Origin of the sequence: Actinoplanes sp. NPDC048988, assembly GCF_043197815.1 — a bacterium.
Classification (GTDB): domain Bacteria; phylum Actinomycetota; class Actinomycetes; order Mycobacteriales; family Micromonosporaceae; genus Actinoplanes.
Genome location: NZ_JBICTW010000004.1, coordinates 208,617 through 229,298 on the forward strand (window position 1 = coordinate 208,617; position 20,682 = coordinate 229,298).

22 protein-coding genes are annotated in these 20,682 nt (G+C 69.4%); 8 read left to right on the forward strand and 14 right to left on the reverse strand.

Annotated elements, in window-relative coordinates:
• Positions 1-172: 172 nt before the first annotated feature.
• Positions 173-1,102 (reverse strand): acyl-ACP desaturase, encoded by a 930-nt coding sequence (locus tag ACGFJ7_RS15305; protein WP_360239474.1) that lies wholly within the window; start codon positions 1,100-1,102, stop codon positions 173-175.
• Positions 1,103-1,237: 135 nt separating this feature from the next.
• Between ACGFJ7_RS15305 and ACGFJ7_RS15310 the strand changes: the two genes are divergently transcribed.
• A complete protein-coding gene (locus ACGFJ7_RS15310; protein ID WP_392642514.1) occupies positions 1,238-2,386 on the forward strand; it encodes a serine hydrolase domain-containing protein in 1,149 nt (382 codons plus the stop codon).
• Here the strand turns inward: ACGFJ7_RS15310 and hisS are convergent.
• Together hisS and ACGFJ7_RS15320 are read right to left on the reverse strand one after the other, a co-directional pair.
• Complete coding sequence (gene hisS, locus ACGFJ7_RS15315; RefSeq protein WP_392642515.1) at positions 2,373-3,692, reverse strand: histidine--tRNA ligase; 1,320 nt, start codon at positions 3,690-3,692, stop codon at positions 2,373-2,375. The two genes, ACGFJ7_RS15310 and hisS, sit on opposite strands and share 14 nt — an antisense overlap.
• A 27-nt stretch (positions 3,693-3,719) precedes the next feature.
• A complete protein-coding gene (locus ACGFJ7_RS15320) occupies positions 3,720-4,418 on the reverse strand; it encodes an MBL fold metallo-hydrolase (protein WP_392642516.1) in 699 nt (232 codons plus the stop codon).
• A 131-nt stretch (positions 4,419-4,549) separates the two neighbouring features.
• Here ACGFJ7_RS15320 and ACGFJ7_RS15325 point away from each other — a divergent pair, with 131 nt between their 5' ends.
• The gene (locus ACGFJ7_RS15325) at positions 4,550-5,410 is read left to right on the forward strand and encodes a peptidylprolyl isomerase (protein WP_392642517.1); all 861 of its coding nucleotides are present in this window, start codon (positions 4,550-4,552) and stop codon (positions 5,408-5,410) included.
• Positions 5,411-5,442: 32 nt separating this feature from the next.
• A complete protein-coding gene (locus ACGFJ7_RS15330; protein WP_360239487.1) occupies positions 5,443-6,288 on the forward strand; it encodes a peptidylprolyl isomerase in 846 nt (281 codons plus the stop codon).
• An 84-nt stretch (positions 6,289-6,372) separates the two neighbouring features.
• On the opposite strand, the gene ACGFJ7_RS15335 is transcribed toward ACGFJ7_RS15330, so the two are convergent.
• The 8 genes from ACGFJ7_RS15335 to ruvC all read right to left on the reverse strand — a co-directional run bounded on the left by ACGFJ7_RS15335 (position 6,373) and on the right by ruvC (position 15,483).
• Positions 6,373-8,814 (reverse strand): bifunctional (p)ppGpp synthetase/guanosine-3',5'-bis(diphosphate) 3'-pyrophosphohydrolase, encoded by a 2,442-nt coding sequence (locus ACGFJ7_RS15335; protein WP_360239490.1) that lies wholly within the window; start codon positions 8,812-8,814, stop codon positions 6,373-6,375.
• Positions 8,815-8,920: 106 nt separating this feature from the next.
• On the reverse strand, positions 8,921-9,460 hold the full coding sequence (locus tag ACGFJ7_RS15340) for an adenine phosphoribosyltransferase (RefSeq protein ID WP_360239492.1): 540 nt from the start codon (positions 9,458-9,460) through the stop codon (positions 8,921-8,923).
• Positions 9,461-9,524: 64 nt separating this feature from the next.
• Positions 9,525-10,715 carry a protein translocase subunit SecF gene (gene secF / locus ACGFJ7_RS15345; protein ID WP_360239494.1) on the reverse strand — a complete coding sequence of 397 codons (1,191 nt, stop codon included), beginning with the start codon at positions 10,713-10,715 and terminating at the stop codon, positions 9,525-9,527.
• A 1-nt stretch (position 10,716) separates the two neighbouring features.
• The gene (gene secD, locus ACGFJ7_RS15350) at positions 10,717-12,633 is read right to left on the reverse strand and encodes a protein translocase subunit SecD (protein ID WP_360243427.1); all 1,917 of its coding nucleotides are present in this window, start codon (positions 12,631-12,633) and stop codon (positions 10,717-10,719) included.
• A 119-nt stretch (positions 12,634-12,752) separates the two neighbouring features.
• Positions 12,753-13,139: a preprotein translocase subunit YajC gene (gene yajC / locus ACGFJ7_RS15355; protein ID WP_360239497.1), complete on the reverse strand. Its 387-nt coding sequence runs from the start codon at positions 13,137-13,139 to the stop codon at positions 12,753-12,755.
• A 150-nt stretch (positions 13,140-13,289) separates the two neighbouring features.
• Positions 13,290-14,321: a Holliday junction branch migration DNA helicase RuvB gene (gene ruvB / locus ACGFJ7_RS15360; RefSeq protein WP_360239500.1), complete on the reverse strand. Its 1,032-nt coding sequence runs from the start codon at positions 14,319-14,321 to the stop codon at positions 13,290-13,292.
• A complete protein-coding gene (ruvA, locus tag ACGFJ7_RS15365) occupies positions 14,318-14,917 on the reverse strand; it encodes a Holliday junction branch migration protein RuvA (RefSeq protein WP_360239503.1) in 600 nt (199 codons plus the stop codon). Before ruvA ends, ruvB begins: the two co-directional genes overlap by 4 nt.
• Entirely contained in the window at positions 14,914-15,483 is a 570-nt protein-coding gene (gene ruvC / locus ACGFJ7_RS15370) for a crossover junction endodeoxyribonuclease RuvC (protein WP_360243430.1), read from the reverse strand. The genes ruvA and ruvC overlap by 4 nt, the downstream gene beginning before the upstream one ends.
• Positions 15,484-15,590: 107 nt before the next feature.
• Between ruvC and ACGFJ7_RS15375 the strand changes: the two genes are divergently transcribed.
• Entirely contained in the window at positions 15,591-16,127 is a 537-nt protein-coding gene (locus ACGFJ7_RS15375) for a hypothetical protein (protein WP_392642518.1), read from the forward strand.
• 43 nt (positions 16,128-16,170) lie between these two features.
• On the opposite strand, the gene ACGFJ7_RS15380 is transcribed toward ACGFJ7_RS15375, so the two are convergent.
• The 3 genes from ACGFJ7_RS15380 to pdxT are packed head-to-tail and all read right to left on the reverse strand — an operon-like array spanning position 16,171 to position 17,857.
• Complete coding sequence (locus ACGFJ7_RS15380; protein ID WP_392642731.1) at positions 16,171-16,563, reverse strand: Uma2 family endonuclease; 393 nt, start codon at positions 16,561-16,563, stop codon at positions 16,171-16,173.
• The gene (locus tag ACGFJ7_RS15385; protein ID WP_360239510.1) at positions 16,491-17,243 is read right to left on the reverse strand and encodes a YebC/PmpR family DNA-binding transcriptional regulator; all 753 of its coding nucleotides are present in this window, start codon (positions 17,241-17,243) and stop codon (positions 16,491-16,493) included. Before ACGFJ7_RS15385 ends, ACGFJ7_RS15380 begins: the two co-directional genes overlap by 73 nt.
• A 17-nt stretch (positions 17,244-17,260) precedes the next feature.
• Entirely contained in the window at positions 17,261-17,857 is a 597-nt protein-coding gene (pdxT, locus tag ACGFJ7_RS15390; RefSeq protein WP_392642519.1) for a pyridoxal 5'-phosphate synthase glutaminase subunit PdxT, read from the reverse strand.
• 22 nt (positions 17,858-17,879) lie between these two features.
• Here pdxT and ACGFJ7_RS15395 point away from each other — a divergent pair, with 22 nt between their 5' ends.
• The 4 genes from ACGFJ7_RS15395 to pdxS all read left to right on the forward strand — a co-directional run bounded on the left by ACGFJ7_RS15395 (position 17,880) and on the right by pdxS (position 20,029).
• Positions 17,880-18,299 carry an AraC family transcriptional regulator gene (locus tag ACGFJ7_RS15395; RefSeq protein WP_360239514.1) on the forward strand — a complete coding sequence of 140 codons (420 nt, stop codon included), beginning with the start codon at positions 17,880-17,882 and terminating at the stop codon, positions 18,297-18,299.
• Complete coding sequence (locus ACGFJ7_RS15400; protein WP_392642520.1) at positions 18,296-18,700, forward strand: VOC family protein; 405 nt, start codon at positions 18,296-18,298, stop codon at positions 18,698-18,700. Before ACGFJ7_RS15395 ends, ACGFJ7_RS15400 begins: the two co-directional genes overlap by 4 nt.
• A 66-nt stretch (positions 18,701-18,766) precedes the next feature.
• Positions 18,767-19,036, forward strand: a complete 270-nt coding sequence (fliQ, locus tag ACGFJ7_RS15405) for a flagellar biosynthesis protein FliQ (RefSeq protein WP_097324397.1) — start codon at positions 18,767-18,769, stop codon at positions 19,034-19,036.
• 96 nt (positions 19,037-19,132) lie between these two features.
• Positions 19,133-20,029, forward strand: a complete 897-nt coding sequence (gene pdxS, locus ACGFJ7_RS15410; protein WP_360239519.1) for a pyridoxal 5'-phosphate synthase lyase subunit PdxS — start codon at positions 19,133-19,135, stop codon at positions 20,027-20,029.
• The last annotated feature ends 653 nt before the right edge of the window (positions 20,030-20,682 follow it).

Consider the following 20,682-nt stretch of genomic DNA (forward strand, 5'->3'; position numbering starts at 1 on the left):
ACGCCGCCCGGAACGGCCTGGGCGGGCTCTGAGGCCGGAGCGGTCTCGCCGGGCGTGGGTTGAGTCAGCGCCGCCAGGCGCGGGCGTTGCCGGACAGCCCGGCGGCCGGGGACGGCCCGGACCACCTCGCAGCTGGGCCCTGCGGCGGGGGCTTGTCGCTGATTCCGTATCTCTAAGAGGTCTTGCGCAGGAGGCGCTGGCGGCGGGCCTCGCGCTTCTCCTCGAAGCGGGCGGCCTGGGTGTCCAGGTCGGCCATGTGGGCGGCCAGTTCCTCGCGGGCCTTCTCGCCGTCGCCGGTCAGGTCGGTTCGGCTGAAGACGTTCCACTGGCGGATGACGGGCTGCAGGACCTCGTCGCGGTGCTGGCGCAGGTCGTAGATGCCGGCCAAGGCTATCGACAGCGCCTTGCGGCCGAAGCCCTCGATGTTGGCGCCGGGCATCTCGAACGAGCTGACCACGTCGGTCACCGCGCGCATGGCGTGGTTGGGGTCGAGGTCGAAGGCGGCGGCCAGCAGGTTGCGGTAGAAGACCATGTGCAGGTTCTCGTCGGCGGCGACGCGGGCGAGCAGCTGCTCGGCGAGCGGGTCGCCGGTGGCCTTGCCGGTGTTGCGGTGCGAGATGCGGGTGGCGAGCTCCTGGAAGGCCACGTAGGCGATCGAGTGCAGGATCTCGTCGGGGTGCCCGTTGCTGTAACCGGCCTGCATGTGTGACATGCGGGCGCGTTCCAGCTCGGTGGGGTCGACGGCCCGCGAGACGGTCAGGTAGTCGCGCAGGGCGATGCCGTGCCGGCCCTCCTCGGCCGTCCACCGGTGCACCCACGTGCCCCAGGCGCCGTCGCGGCCGAAGAGCGTGGCGATCTCGTGGTGGTACGAGGGCAGGTTGTCCTCGGTGAGCAGGTTGACGATCAGGGCGGTGCGGGCGACGTCGGGGATCTGCGAGTCGTCCTCGCGCCAGGGGTCGCCGCCGAGCAGGCCGTCGAAGGTGCGGCCGTCGCTCCACGGCACGTACTCGTGGGGGAACCACTCCTTGGCCAGCGAGAGGTGCCGGTCGAGGTTGGTCGCCACAACGGGCTCCAGCTCGATGAGCAAGGCGGTCTGATCCATGTCCCCAACCTCCAACTGCCCAGCACTCCCTACGGTTACGCAACCGTAGGTTACTCCCCCACCCCGCCGGTGAGCGCGGGGCTGGCACGCGTCGACCACGATGGATGGCCACGACCGACCCTCGAGGAGGCAGTCTTGGTACGACGCGCGCTCATCGCTCTGATCGCCACCGTCGGATTGATCGCCCCGGCCGTTCCCGCGGCCGCTTCCGACAAGTCGCTTTTGCAGGAGAAATTGGACGCCGTGCACGCGGCCGGCATGCCGGGTGCGTTTGCCGAGGTGCGGGACGGGAAGAAGACCCTGCGGCTGACGACCGGGGTCAGCGACGTGGCCACCGGGGAGCCGGTCCGCGACGGCCTGCGCCACCGCGTCGGCAGCATCTCGAAGACGTTCCTGGCCACGACCGTGCTCCAGCTCTCCGGGGAACGCCGGCTCGACCTGGACGCGCCGATCGGGCGCTATCTGCCCCGGCTGGTGCCGGCCGACGTCGGGCGGCGGGTGACCCTGCGGACGCTGCTCAACCACACCAGCGGGATCGGCGACTACGACACCGAACTGCTGAAGACGGCCGAGGACATCATCACGCTGTGCGAGCGGACGTACCGGCCGGAGCAGCTGGTCCGGATCGGGCTGGCCGCCCCGCCCACCGAGCCCGGCGTCTACTCGTACTCGAACACCAACTACGTGCTGGCCGGGCTGATCGTCGAGAAGGTCACCGGGCACAGCTACCGCGGTGAGATCGGCCGGCGGATCCTGCAGCCCCTCGGGCTGAGGGACACCTACTTCGAGGGTACGGATCCGCTGATCCGCGGGCCGCACATGCACGCGTACGTCCCGTGGACCGACGGCGAGCTGCGCGACTTCACCCGCTGCAACATGTCGTGGGGCTGGGCCGCGGGCGAGATCGTCTCCACCGCCCGCGACCTGAACGTGTTCTACCGCGCGCTGCTGACCGGCCGCCTGCTCAAGCCGTCCCTGCTGGCCCAGATGAAGACCACCACGGGCGTGGACGGGTACGGGCTCGGCCTCTACTACGTGGATCTGCCGTGCGGCCGGATCTGGGGACACGACGGCGGAACCATCGGCCACCAGACCGTTTCCTGGCACAGCCCGGACGGGGTGCGTCAGGTGACGTACGCGCAGAGCATGGCCTTCTATCAGACCTCGCCCACCGAACCGCACCCGATCGACGTGGCGGCGAGCGACTTCCTGGTCACCGCGCTCTGCGGCGACCAGGCCGTCACCCGGAAGTCGTCCTACGTGGAACCGTTCAGGACCCGCTGACCACGGGGTACAGGTCGGCCGCCGGCGCCGCCCACGTGGCGGCGTCGGCCTCGATCTGCTCCCCCGAGCGGATGTCCTTGACCGTGTCGGGCTCGCCCTCGCGGCCGGGGAACCAGACGTACGGGATGCCGCGCTTGTCGGCGTACTGGATCTGCTTGCCGAACTTGGCGGCGGTCGGCGCCACCTCGGCCGGGATGCCGCGCTTGCGGAGGGCGGCCGCCGTCCGGTCGCACGAGCGCCGCAGCTCCTCGTTGGGCAGCGCGACCACCACGCAGGTCGGCACCGAGCGGGAGACGGACAGGGCGTTCTGCCCGAACAGGACGCCGAGCATGCGGGAGACGCCGATCGAGATGCCGACCCCGGGGAACTTCTCGTTGCCGACGGTGGCCAGGTTCTCGTAGCGGCCGCCCGAGCAGACCGACCCGAAACGCTCGTAGCCCTCGAGCTGGGTCTCGTAGACCGTGCCGGTGTAGTAGTCGAGGCCCCGCGCGATCTTCAGCTCGGCCACCACCAGGCCGGGGTTGATGTCGCGGGCCGTCTCGACGACCTGGAGCAGTTCCTCGAGCCCTTCGTCCAGGAGCGGGTCAGTGACGCCCAGTTTGCGAACCGCATCGGCAAACGAGCCGTCTTCCGATGAGATCTCCGCCAGCTGGATACACGCCTCGGCCTGTTTCTGGGACGCGCCGGCCGTCTCGATCAACTGCTCGATGACCTTGGCGGGGCCGATTTTGTCCAATTTATCGACAACGCGCAGCACCTGAGCCGTGTCCTCGAGACCCAGGCCCCGGTAGAAGCCCTCGCACACCTTGCGGTTGTTGACCTGGATGCGGGCCTTCGGCAGCGGCAGCCCCGACAGCACGTCCCCGATCACCAGCGGCATCTCGGTGTCGTAGTGGAACGGCAGCGTCCCCCGGTTGACCACGTCGATGTCGGCCTGAAGGAACTCGCGGTAGCGGCCCTCCTGCGGCCGCTCGCCGCGCCACACCTTCTGGATCTGGTAGCGCTTGAACGGGAACTGGAGCTTGCCCGCGTTCTCGGTGACGAAGCGGGCGAACGGCACGGTCAGGTCGAAGTGCAGCCCGAGCTGGTCGTCGCTCTTCTGACCCTCCTCGGCCTGCAGGCGGCTCAGCAGGTAGACCTCCTTGGAGGTCTCCCCCTTGCTGAGCAGGGTCTCCAGCGGCTCGACCGATCGCGTTTCCAGCGGGGCGTAGCCATACAGCTCGAACGTGGCCCGCGCGCGGTCGATCACCCGCTGCTCGATCATGCGCTGCGGCGGCATCCATTCGGGAAAACCGGAAATGGGCATTCTCAGAATCTCCTAGGAAAAAAGTCTTCAGAGACCACGGCGCGGTGCGTCAGCCAGTTCCCGCAAGTAGGGGTTCTGGGCGCGCTCGCGGCCGATGGTCGTGGCCGGTCCGTGGCCGGGCAGGACGACGGTGTCGTCGGCCAGCGGCAGGATCTTGTCCCGCAGGCTGGCCAGCATCGTCTCGGTGCTGCCGCCCGGCAGGTCGGTGCGACCGATCGAGCCGGCGAAGAGGACGTCCCCGGAGAGGCAGACCTGGTCCGCGTCCCACGTGGAGCTCGCGCCGGGCAGTCGGAACAGCACCGACCCGCCGGTATGGCCCGGCGCGTGGTCGACGGTCACCTCGAGGCCGGCCAGCGACAGCGTGGCGCCGTCGGTCAGCTCGGCGACGTCCTCGGGCTCCGAGTACTCGATGCGGCCGCCGAACAGCTGATTGAGGTCCATGCTGAGGCCCTTGGACGGGTCGGCCAGCATCTCCCGGTCGGCCGGGTGCACGTACGCCGTGATGCCGCGCGCGCCGCACACCGGCGCGACGGAGAAGGTGTGGTCGAGGTGGCCGTGCGTGAGCAGCACCGCGGCCGGGTGCAGCCGGTGCGCGGCCAGCACCTCGTCGAGGCGGTCGAGAACACCGATGCCGGGATCGACGATCAGGCATTGCTCGCCGGGGCCGGTGGCCACGACGTAGCAATTGGTGCCGAAGGCATCGGCCGGAAAGCCGGTGACGAGCACAACGGCCCCTCTCTCACAGATTAGAGCGAAATCGTAACGAGAGTAGCCCGGCGGTCGCACACCACTTTCCCAGGAGGTACCCGTACACTCTTGCGGGCGTGTGACAAGGGTCGTAGGAAGGACAGGTTTCGGTGGCATCCAGCAGGGACCGGCAGCGCAAGCTGGCGCGGGCGAAGCTCGATCGGCAGATGGCCCGGCGAGCCGTGAAGGAGCGCCGCCGACGCCGCATGCTCGCGGGCGTCGGGTCCGGTGTCGCGGTCCTGCTCATCGTCGCCGGCATCGCCTGGGCCGGCGGGGCCTTCGACTCCGACGACGCCGAGACCACGGCGGCCGAGGACATCTGCGCGTGGACGCCGCAGAGCGCGACCGCCAACCCCAACCTCAAGGACGTCGGCACCCCGCCCACGACCGACATCCCGACCTCCGGCACGCGGACCATGACGATCACCACCAACCAGGGTGACCCGATCAAGGTCAGTCTCGACAACACGCTGTCGCCCTGCGGTGCGGAGAGCCTGGCGTTCCTGGCGGGCAAGAAGTTCTACGACAACACCGACTGCCACGAGATCACCACGTACGGGGCGATCCGTTGCGGCGACCCGAGCGGCACCGGCCAGGGCGGCCCGACGTACAGCGTCTACAACGAGAACGTGCCGTCCGCGCCCGAGCCCAGCCCGTCGGCCTCCACCGGCACGGCCGGGAAAGCGCCGCTCTACCCGAAGGGCACCGTCGCCCTGATCGGCGACCCGCCGGGCACCAACGGCAGCCAGTTCCTCATCTTCGCCAAGGACTACAGCCCGGCCACGCCGGAGTTCTCGATCGTCGGCACGGTGGCCGGCGGCCTCGACACGGTGACGAAGATGAGCAAGATCGAGACGGTGGCGAACGCCACCGGCGACAAGGTCAAGCCCAAGCAGAAGATCACCATCAAGAGCCTGACTGTCGGCGACGAGGCCACCGCCCCGTCTCCGTCGGCGAGCACTCAGTCTTAATCCCCACGGCCGAACACAGCAGGAGGAACACCGTGTCGTCGATCAAGGACCGGCAGCGCGCGGCGGCGCGGGCCCGGCTCGAGAAGGAGATGTCCGAGCGCGCCGCGGCAGCCCGCAAGCGCCGGCAGCGCCAGGCCATCATCGGCTCGGCGATCGCGGTCGTGCTGATCGCCGGCGCCGCGGTGCTCGTCGTCACCCAGCTCAACAAGGACGACAAGAAGAGCACGTCGTCGGCCAGCCCGGTGCCGGCCGGCCAGGTCGCCTGCACGTGGACGCCGAACACGGACACGTCGACCGGCGCCAAGATCAAGGATGTCGGCGGCACTCCCCCGGCCACCGTGCCGAACACCGGCACCGACACGATGAACATCGCCACCAGCCTCGGGACGATCTCGGCCACTGTCGACAAGACCAAGGCGCCCTGCACGGCGGCGGCGTTCGAATTCCTCGCCAGCAAGAAGTTCTGGGACAACACCAAGTGCCACCGCCTGGTGACCGAGGGCATCAAGGTCCTCCAGTGCGGCGACCCCTTCGCCACCGGCAAGGGATACCGCCAGACCGACGGCTCGGGCGGACCGAACTTCGAGTACCCCGAGGAGAACCTGCCGGTCGGCAAGGACCCGACCTACCCGACCGGGACCCTGGCCATGGCCCGTACCCAGCAGCCGGGCACCACGGGCAGCCAGTTCTTCCTGGTGTACGGGGACATCGCGGCCGCCTCGCTGCCCGCGCAGTACACGGTGCTCGGCACCGTGACGAAGGGCCTGGACATTGTCCAGAAGGTGGCCAAGGCCGGCAGTGACAACGCCAACGGCCAGGGCGACGGCCACCCCAAGCAGGAGATCGACATCAAGTCGCTCACCATGGCGGCCGCCTGACACTCCGCACAACGCGACAGAAGAGCCCGAGGGGATTCCCTCGGGCTCTTCGGTCAATTTCCGCCGTTCTCGTCTGTGGCGAAGTCAGGCGCCGGACGTGACCCGGTACGCGTCGAACACACCGTCCACCTTGCGCACCGCGGCGACCAGGTGGCCCAGGTGCTTCGGGTCGGCCATCTCGAACGTGAACCGGCTGACCGCCACCCGGTCGCGGGTCGTGGTCACGGTCGCCGACAGGATGTTCACCCGCTCCTCGGAGAGCACCCGGGTCACGTCGGCCAGCAGCTTGTGCCGGTCGAGCGCCTCGACCTGGATGGCCACGAGGAACGTCGACGCGCTGGTCGGCTTCCAGGTCACCTCGACCACGCGCTCCTCCTGCTCGCGCAGGTCCTCCGCGTTGGCGCAGTCCTCCCGGTGCACGCTGACGCCGCCGGACCGGGTGACGAAGCCGAAGACCGCGTCGCCCGGCACCGGGGTGCAGCAGCGGGCCAGCTTGACCCACACGTCGCTGACACCCTTGACCACCACGCCCGGGTCCTGGGCGGTGCTGCGGTTGCGCGGCGGGCGGGTGGCGACGGCGGTCTCGGCGATGTCCTCGACCGCGCCCTCCTCGCCACCGAAACCGGCGACGAGTTTCTGCACGACGGACTGGGCGCTCACCGTGTTCTCGCCGATGGCCGCGTACAGCGAGGCCACGTCGGGCAGGTGCAGGTCGCGGGCGATGGTCGTCAGGTTCTCGTTCGTCAGCATGCGCTGCAGGGGCAGGCCCTGCTTGCGCATCGCCTTGACGATCGCCTCCTTGCCGACCTCGATCGCTTCCTCGCGGCGCTCCTTGTTGAAGTACTGCCGGATCTTGGTACGGGCCCGGGGGCTCTTGACGAAGCCGAGCCAGTCCTGCGTCGGGCCGGCGTTCGACGACTTCGACGTGAAGATCTCGATGACGTCGCCGTTCGACAGCGTCGACTCGAGCGGGACCAGCTTGCCGTTGACCCGGGCGCCGATGCACTTGTGCCCGACCTCGGTGTGCACCGCGTACGCGAAGTCGACGGGGGTCGAGCCGGTCGGCAGCGGGATGACGTCGCCCTTGGGCGTGAAGACGTACACCTCCTGGCTCGACAGGTCGAACCGCAGCGCGTCGAGGAACTCCGACGGGTCGCTCGCCTCGCGCTGCCAGTCGAGCAGCTGCCGCAGCCAGGTCATCTCGTCGATGTGCGCCGGCGGGCCGACGATCGTCGCGCCCTTCTGCTCCTTGTACTTCCAGTGGGCGGCGATGCCGAACTCGGCCGTGCGGTGCATGGCGAAGGTGCGGATCTGCATCTCGACCGGCTTGCCGGTCGGGCCGATGACCGTGGTGTGCAACGACTGGTACATGTTGAATTTCGGCATCGCGATGTAGTCCTTGAACCGGCCCGGCACCGGCTGCCAGTTCGCGTGGATGACGCCCAGCGCGGCGTAGCAGTCGCGGACCGTGTCGACCAGGATGCGGACGCCGACGAGGTCGTAGATGTCGTTGAAGTCCCGGCCCCGCACGATCATCTTCTGATAGATCGAGTAGAGGTGCTTCGGGCGGCCGGTGGTCTCCGCCTTGATCTTCGCGGACTTCAGGTCGAGCGAGACCCGGTTGGTCACCTGGCGCAGCAGCGCCTCACGCTGCGGCTGGTGCTCGCCGATGAGGCGGTTGATCTCCTCGAACCGCTTCGGGAACAGCGTGCCGAAGGCGAGGTCCTCGAGCTCCCACTTGATCGTGTTCATACCGAGGCGGTGGGCCAGCGGGGCCAGGATCTCCAGCGTCTCCTTGGCCTTCTGCTCCTGCTTGGGACGGGGCAGGAAGGTCAGGGTGCGCATGTTGTGCAGCCGGTCGGCCAGCTTGATGACCAGCACCCGCGGGTCCTTGGCCATCGCCACGACCATCTTGCGGATGGTCTCGGCCTTGGCCGCGTCGCCCAGCTTGACCCGGTCGAGCTTGGTGACGCCGTCGACCAGCAGCGCCACCTCGGCGCCGAAGTCGGCCTTCATCTGCTCGAGCGAGTAGTCGGTGTCCTCGATCGTGTCGTGCAGCAGGGCCGCGACCAGGGTTGTGGTGTCCATGCCGAGGTTGGCCAGGATCGTCGCCACCGCGAGCGGATGCGTGATGTAGGGGTCGCCGGACTTGCGGTACTGACCCGAGTGCCAGCGGGCGGCCACGTCGAAGGCGCGCTGGAGCATGCGCCCGTCGGCCTTGGGGTGGCTCGCCCGGTGAGTGGCGATCAGCGGCTCGAGAACCTCGCTGACCTGCGTGCTCTGCCACGGCGCGTTGAAGCGCGCGAGACGGGCCCGGACCCGGCGCCCGGTGGGCGCGCTGGCCAGGCCGAACCTTTCCTCACCCCCGGGCAGCGGCTGGGTGGCCTCGGCGTCGGCCGCGGGAACGGCCGGCCGGGGGCCGTCAGGCTGTGACTCGACAGCGGGCGCCGTAGCGTCCGCACCGGTCCGTGTGTTCTCGGTCGGCTGCACCGTGCCCTCCGCCGGAGGGGCGACGTCGCTGGACACCGGCCTCCTCACACCCTCGTCAATAGTGGGTTGGTTCACCTGGTTAGGAACGCCATCCTACCCGCACCCTCTTCCCCGATAACCCGGCCGAAGCCCGAGAAAAGAATCAGACGGTCAAGAGCGCGTGCACCGTACGGGGGCGCAGCCGCTCCCGGCCCTTCAGGAACGCCAGCTCCATGAGCACCGTGAAGCCGGCGACCGTGCCGCCGGCCCGCTCGACCAGCTCCAGCGCGGCGGTCGCCGTACCGCCCGTGGCGAGCACGTCGTCGACCACCAGGACGCGCTGTCCGGCGATGAACGCGTCCTCGTGCACCTCGAGGGTGGCTTCGCCGTATTCGAGCTCGTACGAGGCCGACAGGGCCTTGCGCGGCAGCTTGCCGGCCTTGCGCACCGGCACCACGCCGGTCCCGGTGGCGTAGGCGATGGCCGCGGCCACCACGAAACCGCGGGCCTCGACGCCGGCCACGACGTCGAAACTGTCCGCGCCGTGGTGCGCGATGATCCCGTCGATCACCCGGCGGAACGCCGGCCCGTCCGCGAACAGCGGCATGAGGTCCTTGAAGACGACACCCGGCTTGGGGAAGTCGGGCACGTCCACGGTGCCGCTCTCGACGACGGCGGCCAGGTCGGTGTGCTGGTCTGTCACGGGGGCAAGCCTTTCACAACGAAAAGGGCGGCCCGACCGGGCCGCCCTTTTCTGTGCCGACGTGTCAGCGGCGCTTGCCGCCCGGCCGGTTGCCCGGACCGCGGTTGGCGTTACCGCCGGTGCTGCGTTTGGCCGTGGGCCGGGCGCCGGGACGCGGCGCCGAGGACGCCAGGGCCGGGGCCTCGTCCGACTCGGTCAGGTTCGACTGGCGGCCGGCGCGCTCGCCGCGGGCCACGTCGCCGGACTTGGCCTGGGCCCGCCGGGCTAGGACCCGGGCGGTGTGCGCCTTGATCTTCGGCTCGCGGTCCTTGAACACGGTCAGCAGCGGCGCCGCGAACATGATCGAGGCGAGGACGCCGAAGCCCATGCCGACGAACAGCACCAGGCCGAGGTCCTTGAGCGTGCCCGCGCCGAGCAGGCCGGCGCCGATGAACAGCAGGCCGCCGACGGGCAGCAGGGCCACCAGACCGGTGTTGATCGAGCGCATCAGGGTCTGGTTGACCGCCAGGTTGGCCGCCTCGTTGTAGGTGCGGATGCTGCTCGCGGTGATGCCCCGCGTGTTCTCCTGCACCTTGTCGAACACGACCACCACGTCGTACAGCGAATAACCCAGAATCGTCAGGAAGCCGACCACCGTCGAGGGCGTCACCTCGAAGCCGACCAGCGAGTACACACCGGCCGTGAAGATCAGGTCGAGCAGGAGCGAGGAGACGGCCGCCGCCGCCATGCGCCACTCGAACCGGATGATCAGATAGATCATGACGACGATCAGGAAGATGATCAGACCGAGCAGCGCCTGCCGGGTCACCTGCCCACCCCAGGCCGCGGAGACCTGGTCGTCGCTGACCTTGGTGGCGTCGAGCTTGAGGTCGCTCACCAGCGCGGTCTTGGCCTGCTCGGCCTGCGCCGCGGTGAGCGTCGAGGCCCGGACGGTGTACGTGTCGCCGCCACCGCCGGTGCTGCCGAGCGTCTGCGACGAGACGACCTTGGCGGCCGGGTCGACCGACTTGATCGCCCGATCGACCGCGTCCGACACCTCGTCCTCGGTGTAGGTCGTGCTGCCGGTCGTGGCCGGCACGCTGAACGACGTGCCGCCGGCGAACTCGATGCCCAGGTGGAACCCGCGGACCGCGATGCTGGCGATGGAGATCAGCACGAGCACGGCCGCGATGGTGAACCACAGCTTGCGCCGGCCGATGATGTTGACATTGGCCTCACCCGCGTAGAGCCGGGCGGCAAGACCTTGGCTGGCCATGTCAGGCCTCCTTGACGTCGGTCGGAGCGCGGCGCAGCACGCGGCCGAGACCACTCACGCGCGGCGAGAGGAACGCCTTGGTGCTGGCGAACATCGTCATGATCGGGTGACGGAAGAGGAACACCACGACCAGGTCGAGCACCGTCGCGACGCCCAGTGCGAAGGCGAAGCCCTGCACCGCGCCGACCGAGACGATGTACAGCACCACGGCGGCGAGGATCGTGATCGTGTTCGCTGAGATGATCGTACGGCGGGCGCGGGCCCAGGCCCGTGGCACCGCGCTGCGTGGACTGCGGCCCTCGTGGATCTCGTCCTTCAACCGTTCGAAGTAGATGACGAACGAGTCGGCCGCGACACCTAGTGACACGATGAATCCGGCGATACCGGCCAGGGTCAGGGTGAAGCCGACCGTCCGGCCCAGGAAGACCAGGGCGCCGAAGGTGAGCAGACCGGACAGCAGCAGGCTCAGGAAGATGACCGAGCCGAGCAGGCGGTAGTAGAAGAACGCGTAGATCGCCACCAGGCCCATGCCGATCGCGGCCGCGATCAGACCGGCCTGCAGCTGCTGGGTGCCGAGGGTGGCCGAGACGGTCTGGGCCGGGCCCGAGCTGAAGGTGACCGGCAGCGCGCCGAAGTTCAGCTGGTCGGCGAGCTCCTTGGAGCTCTTCGCGTTGAACTGGCCGGTGATCTGCGAGGTGCCGGTGAGCACGCCCTGGATCTGCGGGGCCGAGATGACCGACTTGTCGAGCACGACCGCGACGGCGCAGTGCTCGATCGAGCCGTACATCGCCGTGGCGGCGGTGTAGCAGGGCGCCGACGAGGTGGCCTCGAAGGCCTGCCGGGTCAGCGCGGCCCACTTGGTCGAGCCCTCGCTCTTGAAGTCCAGCGAGACGACCCACTGGCCGGTCTGCTGGTCGAGCTGCGGGCTGGCCTTGTCGATGTCGTCACCGACGACCGACGCCTTGTCCATCAGGATCTTGCCGCCGTTGTAGCAGGCGACGACCTGGCTGTCCTTGTTGTCGATCGCGCCGTTGGGACGGGCGTCGAGCTGCGGGCAGCCGACGGTCGGCACGTACATCTGCATCTGCGGGGTGAGGACGTTGACCTCGTCGCCGCTGAGCTTCGCGAACGGGGCGTACGCCTTGCCGGCGTTGGGGTCGGTGCTCAGGTCGACCGGCGCGGTCAGCTTGCTCGCGGCGGCCCAGACGGCGGTGCCGACCTTCTTCTGGACCTCGGCCAGCAGCGCCTTCTCGTCGGCCGTGGCCGGCGGCGTCGCGGCGGCGCTCGGGCTCGGGCTCGCGCTCGCACTCGCCGAGGCGGACGGCGTGGGGGTCGGCGTCGGGGCCTTCACGACCTCGCCGCCACCCTGACCACCGGACGAGGGGCTGTTGGAGGCGGCCGGAGCCTTCGCCGGGGTCGACGGCTTGGCGCTGGAGCCGGCGCCCGGCTTGGCGCTGGAGCCGGCGCTCGGCTTGGCGCTGCCGGACGCGCTCGGGGCCGGCGTCGCGGTCGGCGGGTTCAGCGCCACCGTCGAGACGTCGCCGGTCGCGCCGATCACCAGGCGGAAGCGCATCTGCGCCGCCTGCGACAGGTCCTTGAGCTGGTCGTCGGCCTTACCGGCGAGGGAGACCACGATGTTGCGGTCACCCTGGATGACCACCTCGGCCTCGGAGACGCCGAGCGCGTTGACGCGCTGGTCGATGATCCCGCGGGCCTGCTCCATGCTCTCCTTGGACGGCACCTGGCCGCCCTGCACGGAGGCGATGTAGGTGGCCTGCGTGCCACCGACCAGGTCGAGACCCAGTTTCGGGTGCAACCGGTCGGTGAAGCTGCCACTCGCGCCACCCGCGAAGAAGACCAGCAGATACAGAACGACGAAGATGAAGCCGAGCACGGCGAGCTGCCGTCCGGGATGCATCTGTCCCTGTGGTGGTCGTGCCACGGCTTTCGGTCTCCCTGTGTCTTAATGTCCGAATCTGGTGGCCGCGCGCGGCCTGACGGACCGGCCCGTCTGGACCGGCCCGCCGGAGTGAACTGTCAGTCCTTTTTACGCGTGTCGACGATCGGGTCGGCGACCGGCTCCTCGACGGCGGGCTCGGCGGCCTCCTCGATCACGCCGGTCTCCACCGGCGCGTCGGCCTGCGAGACGACGCGGGCGATCGCCGGGCGCGCGAACTGCACCTCGACGCCGTCGGCGATCTCGAGGTGGACGACGTCGTCGCCGACCGAGACCACGGTGCCGTGCAGGCCACCGATCGTCACGATCCGGTCGCCCGGCCCCAGCGCGTTCTGCATCTGCTGCGCCTCGCGGCGGCGCTTCTGCTGCGGCCGGATCATCAGGAAGTACATGACGGCGAAGAGGAGGACGATGAGAAGCAGCGGCGTGAAGCTGCCACCACCCGATGCCTCGGCTGCCTGAATCACCAAAAAAGCCTTCCGTAGGCCGCCGGCGACGCGCCCGTGCGCGTGACCGGGGCGATAAACACATCCCGGGTTGGAACGGCGGCGAGTCTAATCGGTCAACCTGGGAAGTCCGAATGCGGCACACATCACGTTCGCATTACGAGGAATCTCTCACGCGTCGCGTGCGAACAAATCCCCTTGGACCACGCCCGACGGGGGCGTCTTTCCCAGGTGCACCCAACCCGCTTCGGTGGCGACCCGGCCTCTCGGCGTACGGGCCAGAAGCCCGGCCCGCACCAGGAAAGGCTCGCACACCTCCTCCACGGTGTCAGACTGCTCGCCGACCGCCACCGCCAAGGTGGACAAACCGACCGGCCCGCCCCGGAAAGACTCGATCAGCGCCCGCAGCACGGCCCGGTCGAGACGGTCGAGGCCCAGCTCATCCACGTCGTACACCTTGAGGGCGTCACGGGCTGTGGATTCGGTCACCACGCCGTCGGCGCGTACCTCGGCGAAGTCCCGAACGCGCCGAAGGAGACGGTTTGCGATACGCGGTGTCCCCCGCGACCGGCCGGCGATCTCGGCCGCCCCCTCCTCGGTGATCGGCACGCCGAGGATGCGAGCCGAGCGGTGCAGCAGAGCGTCCAGATCGGCCGGTGAGTAGAAGTCGAGGTGGGCCACGAAGCCGAACCGGTCACGCATCGGGCCGGACAGCAGGCCGGCCCGGGTGGTCGCGCCGACCAGGGTGAACGGCTCGACGTCGAGCGGGATGGCGGTGGCGCCGGGGCCCTTGCCGACCACGACGTCGACCCGGAAGTCCTCCATCGCGCTGTAGAGCAGTTCCTCGGCCGGCTTGGCGATGCGGTGGATCTCGTCGATGAACAGCACGTCACCCGGCGCGAGGCTGGTCAGGATCGCGGCCAGGTCGCCACTGCGCTCGATCACCGGGCCGCTGGTGGTGCGGATGCCGGTGCCGAGCTCGGCCGCGACGATGTTGGCCAGCGTGGTCTTGCCGAGGCCGGGCGGCCCCGACAGCAGGATGTGGTCGGGCGGCGCGCCGCGGCCCATCGCGCCCTTGAGCAGCAGGTCGAGCTGGTCACGGACCCGGTGCTGGGCGATGAACTCGGCCAGCCGGCGCGGCCGGACGCTGGCCTCGGCGTCGAGATCCTCGTCGCCCGCGTCGGCCGAGACGAGATCGCTCATCGGGTCTTGCCCAGCAGCCTGATCGCCTGGCGCAGCAGCTGCGGAACGGGCGGAACCTCACCGTCGATCGACTCGGCGACCGCGGCCACGGCCTGGTCGGCCTGGGCGGCGGACCAGCCGAGCGCGAGCACACCCTGGCGCACCTGCTCCTGCCAGGCGCCGCTGAGCATGGTGCCGTTCTCGCCGGCGATCGGCATCGGGCCGATCTTGTCGCGCAGCTCGAGGACCATGCGCTCGGCGCCCTTCTTGCCGATGCCGGGAACCCGGGTCAGGGTGGCCAGGTCACCACCGGCGAGAGCCCGGCGGACGGTCTCGGGCGAGTGCACGGCCAGCACGGCCTGGGCGAGGCGGGGACCGACGCCGCTGGCCGTCTGCAAGAGCTCGAACAGGTGCTTCTCGTCGTCGTCGGCGAAACCGTAAAGGGTCAGCGAGTCTTCCCGTACGACCATGCTGGCGGCCAGTCGCGCCTCGGCTCCCGGCTTGAGCCCGGCCAGGGTCCCCGGCGCGCAGTGCAGCTGCAGGCCGACCCCGCCGACCTCGATGACGGCGCTGTCGGCCGCGATGGCGGCCACGACCCCCCGCACACTGGCGATCATCGGCGGGTTCCCCCCTTGAGTTTCTGCGCGGCGGCCCGCTGGGCGGCCACCTTGGTGGCCGCGGCGACGGCCGCCGCCTGGATACGGGCGCGGGTGCCGCCGCGCCAGATGTGGCAGATGGCGATGGCCAGCGCGTCGGCCGCGTCGGCCGGTTTCGGCGGCGCGTCGAGGCCCAGCAGCCGGGTCACCATCGCGGTCATCTGCGCCTTGCCGGCCGTACCGGACCCGGTGATGGCGGCCTTGACCTCGCTCGGCGTGTAGGTCTCGACGGGCAGCCCGGCCCGCGCCCCGGAGAGAATGGCGACGCCGCTGGCCTGGGCGGTGCCCATCACGGTCCGCGCGTTGTGCTGCGAGAACACCCGCTCGACGGCAACGCTCTCGGGCTGGTGCTCGGCCACGAGCTCACCGAGCGACTTGTCGAGATGCAGCAGCCGCAGAGCGATGTCGTCGTCGGGCTCGGAGTAGACCACGTAGTAGGCGACCAGCTTGCACGGACGGCCCGGCATGCCCTCGACGACTCCGACTCCGCAGCGTGTGAGCCCCGGGTCGATGCCGAGCACGCGCACCATGGACCTCCCCTGCCTCACGTACGTGTGTTCGACACCCTAGTACGGCCGCCACTTGCGCCCGGCAGCGACACGCCCCGACGATGGCAGTGGAGGGGGTGAGCCCCATGTATCTCGTGCCGCCCATGGACGACGAGCCACCACCCGACTACGTCACGTTCGTCGCCCTGCACGTCAACGACCTGCGCCGCGAGACGCTGCGCCTGGTCGGCGGCGACCGCGAGGCCGCCCACCTGTACATGGACGTCCTGGCCGACGTGGCCTGCCACTGGCGCCGCCTGCTCTGGCGCCGCCGCCTGCTGGGCCACCCCCAGGCCGCCGCCGACTACATGACCCACCGCCTGGCCACGAGGACAAAACAGTGGCGAGACGACCAGTTCTACGAGGTGGACGTACGGGTGATCCCCCCACCGCCGGCCTATTACAGCCGCTCGGGCCCCACGGCGTCCCTGGCCCTGCGCAAGGCCGACCTGCTCCCCGACACGCACCGCTCAGGCGTGGAGGCCACCGCCGACGCCGGCATAGCGTGGGTTCAGGCCTACCGCCGCCAGCTATGGCACCGAGCCGGCCGCCTGATAGTCGGCGGCATCCTCCTCATAGCTGCAATGATCCAATTCATGACCTCGATCTCCCCCACGCCTTGAGCACGCAATTAGGCATCGACCTCGGACATTGTCCTGCGCCGACTCAACGGGTGCGGTACTCGGACTCGAGCTCGGAGAGAAGGACATTGCGTTCCCGGATGTAGGCAGGCACGTCACCAGTCAATGTCAGACGGTGGATGCGCACGAGCCCGTCGTCGTCGGGGCGCCCCTCGGCCTGATCCACGATCCAGTACTCAGGGATGCCCTGCTCCGCATACCAAGCAGCCTTTTCGGTGTACTCACCGTTCGGTGACCGCTCCGACACGACTTCGACGACCAGGCTGTAGGACGATCCCGGCAGGCTCGAAACCTGAAACGGGGCCGGCCGCCGCAGCGACCAGGCCCCGTTTCCCGGATGCGATATCAGGCGTCGATGGCGGCCATGACCTCGTCGCTGACGTCGAAGTTCGCGAAGATGTTCTGGACGTCGTCGCAGTCCTCGAGGGCGTCGATCAGCTTGAAGACCTTGCGGGCGGCCTCCTCGTCGACCGGGACGGTCATCGTGGGGACCAGGGAGGACTCGGCCGAGTCGTACTCGATGCCGGCGTCGACGACCGCCGTGCGGACCGCCACCATGTCGGTCGGCTCGCTGACGACCTCGAAGGAGTCGCCCAGGTCGTTGATCTCCTCGGCGCCCGCGTCGAGGACGGCCATCATGAGGTCGTCCTCGCTCAGGCCCGCCTTCGGCACGATCACGATGCCCTTGCGATTGAACAGGTACGACACGCTGCCGGCGTCGGCGAACGTGCCGCCGTTGCGAGTCAGGGCCGTCCGCACCTCGGTGGCCGCGCGGTTCCGGTTGTCGGTCAGGCACTCGATGAGCAGCGCCACGCCGTTGGGGCCGTAACCCTCGTACATGATCGTCTGCCAGTCGGCGCCGCCGGCCTCGAGGCCGGAGCCCCGCTTGACCGCGTTGTCGATGTTGTTGTTGGGGACGGAGCTCTTCTTCGCCTTCTGGATGGCGTCGTAGAGGGTCGGGTTGCCCGCCGGGTCCCCACCGCCGGTGCGGGCCGCGACCTCGATGTTCTTGATGAGCTTGGCGAACATCTTGCCGCGCTTGGCGTCGATGACGGCCTTCTTGTGCTTGGTCGTCGCCCACTTGGAGTGGCCGGACATGCAAAACCTCCGTGTTGTCAGGCGGCCTGGCGGACCATCTCGACGAAGTACCGGTGGACGCGAAGATCGCCGGTGAGCTCCGGGTGGAAAGCCGTGGCGAGCAGGTTGCCCTGCCGAACGGCGACAATCCTACCGGCGGCGGGACCGTCGCTCACGCGGCCCAACACCCGCACGTCGTCGCCGACCTCCTCGACCCATGGCGCGCGGATGAAAACGGCGTGAAAATCGTCGCCGGCGATGTCCTCGATCGTCACCGCGGCCTCGAACGAGTCGACCTGCCGGCCGAACGCGTTGCGCCGTACGGTCATGTCGATCCCCTGGAAGGACTCCTGGTCCTTCCGTCCGTCGAGCACCGTCGAGGCCAGCATGATCATGCCGGCGCAGGAGCCGTAGACGGGCATGCCGTCGGCGATCCGCTTGCGGATCGGGTCGAGCAGCCCGAACGCCACGGCCAGGTTGCTGATGGCTGTCGACTCGCCGCCGGGGATCACCAGCGCCTCGACGTCGGCCAGCTCCTCGGGCCGCCGGACGGGCCGGGCCAGGACGTCGCTCTCGGCCAGCGCGGCCAGGTGTTCGCGCACGTCGCCCTGCAGGGCCAGCACTCCGATGTTCACCGGGCAAGCTTAGGCTCGTCGCGTGTTCGCCCTGCGCCGGGTGCGCGACCACATCGACCGGCATTCCGCCGACCAGATCAGGCTGAGCGATTTGTCGCGCTTGGCGGGCATGTCGCGCTTTCATTTGGTACGGGCGTTCCGGTCGGCGTACGGCGTGACACCCATCCATTACCTGTCCCGCCGCCGCATAGCGCACGCCCAGGAGCTGCTGCGCCACGCCAACCTGACCGTCACCGAGGTCTGCATGGCCGTGGGCTTCTCGTCCCTGGGCTCGTTCTCCTCGCGCTTCACCGAGCTGGTCGGCGAGAGCCCGGCCGCCTACCAGCGCCGCTACGCCACCGACAATCCCCACATTCCGGGCTGCTATCTGTTCATGCGCGGCGTCATACCGCAATCGGGGAGAAGCGCGGCCGGCGACACCGGGCCTAGCGTCAGCCCATGATTCTGAACATCTCGCTGACCACGGTCTACTGCCTCGACCAGGACGCCACCCGCGACTTCTACGTCGAGCACCTGGGCTTCGAGCCGCGCGTCGACACCATGCTCGGCGAGTTCCGCTGGGTCACCATCGCGCATCCGGCCCAGCCCGAACTGGAGGTCACCCTCATGGTGCCGGGCCCGCCCCTGTCACCGGAGTCCGCCGATCTCGTGCGCCAGCAGCTCGAGTCGGGTCAGATCGGCGGCCTCGGCCTGCGCGTGGACGACTGTCACAAGACGTACGCCGAACTCAGCGCCGCGGGCGTGGTCTTCCTTCAAGAGCCTTCCGACCGGCCGTACGGCGTCGAGGCCGTCATGCGCGACAACACCGGCAACTGGCTGGTGCTCGTCGAGCCGCGAACCTGAGCGTTCTAACCGTTTCGCAACCGTCCCGCACTCAGCGCGCTCCCGGCAAGGCCCGAAAAGCAGGGTATGACCGACACGATGATCGTGGAGCTGGGCCTGCAGGCGATGACCATCGCGGCCAAGATGTGCGCGCCGACGCTGATCACGGCGCTGGTCGTCGGCTTCGCCATCTCGCTGTTCCAGTCGGTCACCCAGATCCAGGAGGCGACGCTCTCGTTCGTCCCGAAGGCCGCCGCCGTCGGTGCGGCCCTGCTGTTCTCCGGCAACTGGATGCTGCACGAGATGATCACGTACACCGAGCAGCTCTTCGCCCGGATCCCGCAGCTGCTGGCGTGACAGCAGGCCACCTGGGGGTCGATTGGCCATCGTCCGATCCCCGGCCGCTGCCTACGCTTCTCGGCACCGACATCCCTGCGTGAGGAGCCGATTCCCATGTCCGACAACAAGCCCGCCGTCGGGACCGCCCGCGTCAAGCGCGGCATGGCCGAGATGCTCAAGGGCGGCGTCATCATGGACGTCGTCACCCCCGAGCAGGCGAAGATCGCCGAGGACGCCGGCGCGGTCGCGGTCATGGCCCTCGAGCGCGTACCGGCCGACATCCGCGCGCAGGGCGGCGTCTCCCGCATGTCCGACCCCGACATGGTCGACGGCATCATCAACGCCGTCTCCATCCCGGTGATGGCCAAGGCCCGCATCGGCCACTTCGTCGAGGCGCAGATCCTGCAGTCGCTCGGCGTCGACTACATCGACGAGTCCGAGGTGCTGACCCCCGCCGACTACGCCAACCACATCGACAAGTGGAACTTCACGGCCCCGTTCGTCTGCGGCGCCACCAACCTGGGCGAGGCCCTGCGCCGCATCACCGAGGGCGCCGCCATGATCCGCTCGAAGGGCGAGGCCGGCACCGGCGACGTCTCGAACGCCACCACCCACATGCGCAAGATCCGCCAGGAGATCCGCCGCCTGCAGACTCTCCCAGAGGACGAGCTGTTCGTCGCGGCCAAGGAGCTCCAGGCCCCGTACGACCTGGTCAAAGAGGTAGCCGAACTGGGCAAGCTCCCGGTCGTCCTGTTCACCGCCGGCGGCATCGCCACCCCCGCCGACGCCGCCATGATGATGCAGCTGGGCGCCGAGGGCGTCTTCGTCGGCTCCGGCATCTTCAAGTCGGGCAACCCGGCCCAGCGCGCCGCCGCCATCGTCAAGGCCACCACGTTCCACGACGACCCCGACGTCCTGGCCAAGGTCTCCCGAGGCTTGGGCGAGGCCATGGTAGGCATCAACGTCGACGACGTCCCCGTCTCCCACCGCCTAGCCGAACGCGGCTGGTAACTCCCCGCCGGCGCCTTCGCAAGCCCGGGCGGTCAGGTCACGCTCTTCCAGCGGTACGCACACACACCGCTCCGCCAAACCCTGACCGCCCCCGCCGCAGCGACGGCCTCCCTGCAACTCCTTCTCCGCACCGCCCTCCGGCCGGTTCGGCGCCAACCCCAACCCGCCCAGCTCCCGCCACCTCCGACCGCGACCGCCCCCGCGCCGACCCGAGCGCCCACCGAACTCCCACGCTCCGACCTCCAGCTGCTCCCGCGCCAACCCCAGCGTCCACCCCACTCCCACGCTGCAACCTCCAGCCGCTCCCGCGCCAACCCCAGCGCCCACCCCACTCCCACGCTCCAACCTCCAGCCGCTCCCGCGCCAACCCCAGCGCCCACTGTCGACCCCTCCCGCGCCATGCCCCACGACTCCCCCTTCCGCGCCCCTCGGCAAGCCAATCCTCACGGCGCCCCGACACGCTCAGCAGCTCTCGTAGCCCCTCCGCAGCGCTCGCTCCCGCCGAGCCCAACCTGCCAAGTCCTCATAAGTACGGACAAATCTCACTTAGAGGTTGTGCGCGAGCGGTAAACAGAATGCCGTCTCGGCGCGAGGAAGAAGGGCGGCGAGTATGGGCAGGCGGGCGCTCCGCAGCAGAGCGAACGCGCGCTTAC